The sequence below is a fragment of the Protofrankia sp. Cr1 genome (genome assembly GCF_963555865.1).
Classification (GTDB): domain Bacteria; phylum Actinomycetota; class Actinomycetes; order Frankiales; family Frankiaceae; genus Protofrankia.
The window spans coordinates 1,765-6,905 of the sequence record NZ_CAUVXO010000093.1 but is presented as its reverse complement, the minus strand read 5'-3'; the positions used below and the strand labels follow the sequence as shown (position 1 = coordinate 6,905).

Genomic DNA, 5,141 nt, shown 5'->3' with positions numbered 1-5,141 from the left:
GTTGCGGCCAGGTCACCGGCCAACACGGCGGCCTGGTCGGGCAACACCCGCTGGGCCGCCATCTCCACGGTCGCCTCGGCACCCCCGGACACAATCAGCGCCGTAGCTGCCGGATACGCCTGCACCATGCTGGCTCCGCCCGGGACCACCCACACCTCCAGGGCAGGCACCCGCTGCGTCGGATTACGTAGCGCCGGGACAAGCCTGGCGTTTCCCGCGGAACGGGCCGGGAGCATCGGGCCGAACCTCGCGGCCTGCTGCAGACCGGATCCGCGCAGCGCGCCGCTGATCTGCGCGGATGACGGCGGCACGTCCCAGTCCTTGTTCTGCAGATCATTGCGGACCAGTACCTGGCCGACCCCGGCCCGGGCCAGTGCCTGCGCAAGCCCTGGTGCGGATCCGAGCGTGAGCTGGCGTTCGATCCCGTCCATCCACCGGATGACGCCGGTCCCACCGAGCGGGATCAGGCTGCGAACCCCCCAGGGTGTCTGTGCTAACCACTGCATCGGCTCGTCCAACGGCCGACCCCAGCTGTACTCACCGAACGCCGTTCCCGGCAGCACCAAGGTCCGGCCGCCGGCCGGATTCCGCGCCAGCCACTGCGCAGCCTGCCCCCAGTAGCCCGGAACGTTACGGAATGTGCCGGCAGGAGTGAGCTTGCCCGCAAGTGCGGGGGTCATTCCCGCAATCACGCAGGCGACGGTCACGACGACCACGACCAGACCCGGCCGCCGCGCGGCGACCCTGCGGCGCCCGACCGGCCGCCCACGCCGGATGAGCCGGATGATCGGGTCGCGCCGCCGGACCCCGCCAACCGCGCCACCCCGATCGGAGCGCCGCCACGAGGCCGCGACGGACAGGGCATGAGCGAGGCCGAGCGCCATCGGTAGTCGGACCACCGGCTGGAACTTGTAGACATTGCGCAGGAAGCCGAACGGAGCGCCGAACAGATCGCGGACGGTATCCGCCAAGGGACTTGCGGGTTGCCCAGGGTAGGCAGCGCAGATGGCGACGACCCCGACCCCGAACGTGAGCACCAGAAAGCGTCGGGCCGGCAGATCGGCGCGCGCGAGCCCCCAGACTCCGAGTGCCGCCACCAGGCCGGATCCGAGAACCGCGGCGAAGGTGGTGACGTATTCGGACGCCGCGGGCAACCATGGACTCGGCAGACGCAGGTAGGCCATCCAGTCGCTGGCGCCCCGCAACGCCTCGCCGACCGACGTCGTGGCGGTCGTGGTGACGGCGGTCTCGGTGTAAGGAAGAAAATTGAGGCCGTACCGCCGCTGCGTCGCCAGCGCCAGGACCCACCATCCGGTCGCGAGCAGCACCGACAGGATCCACCAACCCCGAAGGGCCCAGGCCCGCCGGTCTGTTCCGGCCAGGACGAGCACGACAGCCGGGCACAGCAGGACGTCCAGGGTGACGCTCGCGTTGACGCCGCCGGTCGCGAAAATCGCGAGCCCGGACAGTGCTGCGGCCCGCCGCGGCGACAGCTGCCGCAACGATCCGGATGAATCCCGCCGCACCGCGAGCACGAGCGGAAGGACCATCCACGGCAGCATTGCACTCCCCGTCAGCGCGACGGAGGTGGAGCCGATCTTTCCCAGGACGAACGGCGATACGGAGTAGGCAATCCCCCCGATCACCCGATGCGTCCGGCCACCGACGCGCAACGTGTCCGCGAGCCGGATGACTCCCCACGAAGCGACGGTCAGTATCAGAGCCATCCACAACCGCTGGGTGACCCACGGTGGTAGGCCCAGCACCTTCCCGCCGGCGAAGAACGACCCCATCGGGAACAGGTAGCCGACGTACTGGTTGGGGAGCAGGCCGAAGTCCGAGCTCGAACGCCACAGATGGGTGCTGGCGGCAAGAAAGCCGGCCGGGTCCACCGCAAGATCGAGCTTGGTGTCCGCAGCAAGCCTGCCAGGCGCCTGGAGCAGACACAGCAGGACGAAACCGGCGGCCATCGCCGCGATGGACCACCGCGGCGTACGGCCGAGGTGGTCGGAGACCGCCACGAGTGCGCCACCCTGCGGGGCGGACGGCGGCGACGGCGACGGCGACCGCCGGACCGCCGGACCGTCTGCTCCAACGATGATCATACGACCTCGCGCGGAGCCGACGTCAGGCCGGGGTCCCGTCCACCTCCGGTCCTGGTCGACCCAGGCGTCTGTACCGAGCCACCGTCGGCAGCCATACCGCCCGTACCCATACCGGCCACACCCATACTGAGCACCCGGGCGCCCGGAGTCCGGGATGCCTCCGCCTCCGGCGCTGGATGGGTGCCCGTCCCTGCCGCGGCACCCAGGCGCCTTGCCTCAGCCAGCGGCGAGGGTACCGCCTGCAGGACCACCGACGGCGCTGCCTGGCTGGTCCGCAGGTGCAGCGGCGTGGGCAGGACAGGTACCCGCCGGCGGTACCGCCGGGCCCGCATCACGTCGACCAGCATCGCCGGGGTGTGCCTGGTGACCCGAAAGGTCCCGCCGGCCATCTCCGACCAGTGCACGGGAACCTCGGCGATTCGGTAACCCATCGACCGCGCAAGCGCGATGACCTCGACGTCGAAGCCGAAACCCGTGGACCGCGACAGGCTGAAGAGCAGCTTCGCCTCGGCATGCCGAAACGCCTTGAAGCCACACTGGGTGTCGGCGACGTCCAGTCCCGCAAGGGTCCGGGTGATTCGGTTGAACGCCCAGCTACCCATCCGCCGGCCGCTCGTGCGTAGCGCGTTGTCACCGATCCGGCGCGACCCGAGCGCAACCTCGGCATCGTTGAGCGCCGCGAGAAGCGGCGGCAGGTCGTTGAGATCCGAAGCCATATCCGCGTCCATGAACACGATCGACGCGCCCCGCGCCATCGCGACACCCGTGCGAATTGCCGTACCCTTACCGGAGTTCCACGGAAGGCTCACGACGCGTGCCCGCGGCAGCTCACTCAACAACCGCTCAGCAACCTCGGCAGTACGGTCGGTACTGCCGTCATCCACAAGGATCACCTCCGCGCCGGCAAGCGTGCTCACCACAGCCACCAGACGGGGCAACGCCTCCGGGAGCCGGTGCGCCTCGTTGTAGGCGGGGATGACGATACTGACGGGAACGTGGTCCAAGAGTCACTCCCAAGCTGCGTCGGCAACGACAAGGGCGCGCGATCACCTGCCGATCGCGAAACACCTCGTCACGCCCGAATAGGTCCGGCCGAAGCTTCGATACGGCATCGCCGTGCCGGTGCGATCCGAGCTGCCAAATCAGTATTCACCCGGCGAGGACCGACCGACGATCCACCATTGCGCCGCCAACAGACTGGCGGCACGTTCTGGCCACGCGGGATGGACAGCAGGTATCCGTACATGCGCCCACCCATCCTTTCACCGGCCTTCCCCGAGGCCTCGGCAACACGACACGAACCATGCCCGCAGGGATCTCGCGGCGAACGTCGTACCCGAGCCGACGACCCGCGAACGCCGCCGCCCACCCACCGTTCGGCACCGCTTGACGCACCTACACCTCGGACATCCTCTCGCAGGCGGGGCGCCCCTCTTCGCCCGCCACCCGCACGTCACTGCGACACACATCCGACAATGACCCCTTCGTCACACCATGCCCACCGTCGGATACCGAATCGTCACCGACCGGGATGGGGGTTATGCCATCGGCGACCTTGCGTCGACAGTTGTCTGCGTATTGTCAATGAATCGTGCTGCCGTGGATGACGAGTGCTCACCGGCACGATCACGCGCCCTGACCCCACGCCGATCCCACCCTGATCGCGCCAGTCGTTCCCACCAGCGCCCCCTCCGACAGTGTTCGGACGAAAGACAATCGGAACAGGTCTGCGCCCCGTTTATTCACCCAATGGTGGTACTGTCGTCGAAATACTGAGGCTGATACCCAGCGTAATCGAACGAAAAATCTGAAACGGACTCGTAAAGTACGCAGACTGGCCGCCAACTCCCTTCGGATCTCGCCGGTGCGGGTCAATGCATTGTGCCCGAGAACCGGTTGCGAATCCTGTGTCCGGGCGATCCGCGCCCAGCCGGCCCATGCCCCCCGCACCGGGGCATTCTGGATCCCGAGGATGTCCGCGCCGGGTGGGCGTCGCACCGAACAGGAGTGATCGATGACGGAAGGCCCTGCGACAGCCACCAGCCCCGGCGACGACGCTCCGACCCCACCGAGCCCAGCCGGTTCCGACAGCGATCCGACCGAGCGATCAGGGCGTCGGCGGGACATGGGTGATCCTGGCCTGCGTGCCCTGGTCGGCGCCGGACGCTCGCGGCTGCCGCCGGGAACGGCTATGCGAGCCCGGGACGTCGCCCGGCCCGACCTCGACGACATGGCCGAGGCTGAACGCACCGTCGTCCTTCGGCGGCGTCCATGGACCGACCCCGCCACCGCCCCCACGACCGTCCCCCGAACGCAGCGTCGAGGGTAACTCAGACCGCCCTTACGCCTGCGTCAACACCTGTTTCAATCCTTGTGTCCGGCTGGGCCGTAGGCCGGGGCGCCCGGGTCAGGGAGCCAGCGGCGCGGACGTGATCGGCACCACGCCAGATCGCTCGTAGGCCGCGAGCATGGTGATCCGCCGGATGTGACGTTGCTCGGCGCTGAACAGCGTCCCCAGGAACACCTCGATGAGGCCGACGGCCTCCGCAACGGTGTGCATCCGCGCACCGATACTCGCGACGTTCGCGTCGTTGTGCAGCCGGGCGAGCCGGGCCGTTTCGATATTCCAGACGAGGGCGGCACGCACGCCGGTGACCTTGTTCGCGGCGATGGCCTCGCCGTTGCCGGAACCACCGATGACGACACCCAGACTGCCCGGTTCGCCCACTACGGCCGCGGCTGCCGCGATCACGTACGGCGGGTAGTCATCATCCGGGTCGTAGGCGGCCGGGCCGTGATCAACTGCCGAATGACCCAGCTCGGCCAGTCGAGTGATCAATGAGGTCTTGAGTTCGAAGCCCGCGTGGTCGGAACCGAGATGGACGCGCATGGAACGAAATGATGCCCGTCGCAGGCCGCCGTTACTCCCCCCGCTCCAATGATCTAGAAAAGACACACCTGACGGGCGACACCCGCGGGGCATCGGTCCCCGATCCTGTTCACCGGATGGTCCTTGACAGCAACAACCCGCTCACA

Annotated in this window: 4 protein-coding genes; 1 reads left to right on the top strand and 3 read right to left on the bottom strand. The window is 68.4% G+C overall.

Going from position 1 to position 5,141, the window contains the following annotated elements; translation table 11 throughout:
• Window positions 1-2,021: alpha-(1->3)-arabinofuranosyltransferase domain-containing protein (locus U9980_RS10370; RefSeq protein ID WP_322767723.1), on the bottom strand; the 2,021-nt coding region annotated here is incomplete at its 3' end.
• An 80-nt stretch (window positions 2,022-2,101) separates the two neighbouring features.
• Window positions 2,102-3,109: a dolichyl-phosphate beta-glucosyltransferase gene (locus U9980_RS10365; protein WP_322767722.1), complete on the bottom strand. Its 1,008-nt coding sequence runs from the start codon at window positions 3,107-3,109 to the stop codon at window positions 2,102-2,104.
• Between the two features lie 1,010 nt (window positions 3,110-4,119).
• Here U9980_RS10365 and U9980_RS10360 point away from each other — a divergent pair.
• A complete protein-coding gene (locus U9980_RS10360) occupies window positions 4,120-4,434 on the top strand; it encodes a hypothetical protein (protein WP_322767721.1) in 315 nt (104 codons plus the stop codon).
• 78 nt (window positions 4,435-4,512) lie between these two features.
• Here U9980_RS10360 and U9980_RS10355 read toward each other — a convergent pair whose 3' ends face one another.
• Entirely contained in the window at window positions 4,513-4,995 is a 483-nt protein-coding gene (locus U9980_RS10355) for a ribose-5-phosphate isomerase (RefSeq protein ID WP_322767720.1), read from the bottom strand.
• Window positions 4,996-5,141 lie beyond the last annotated feature (146 nt).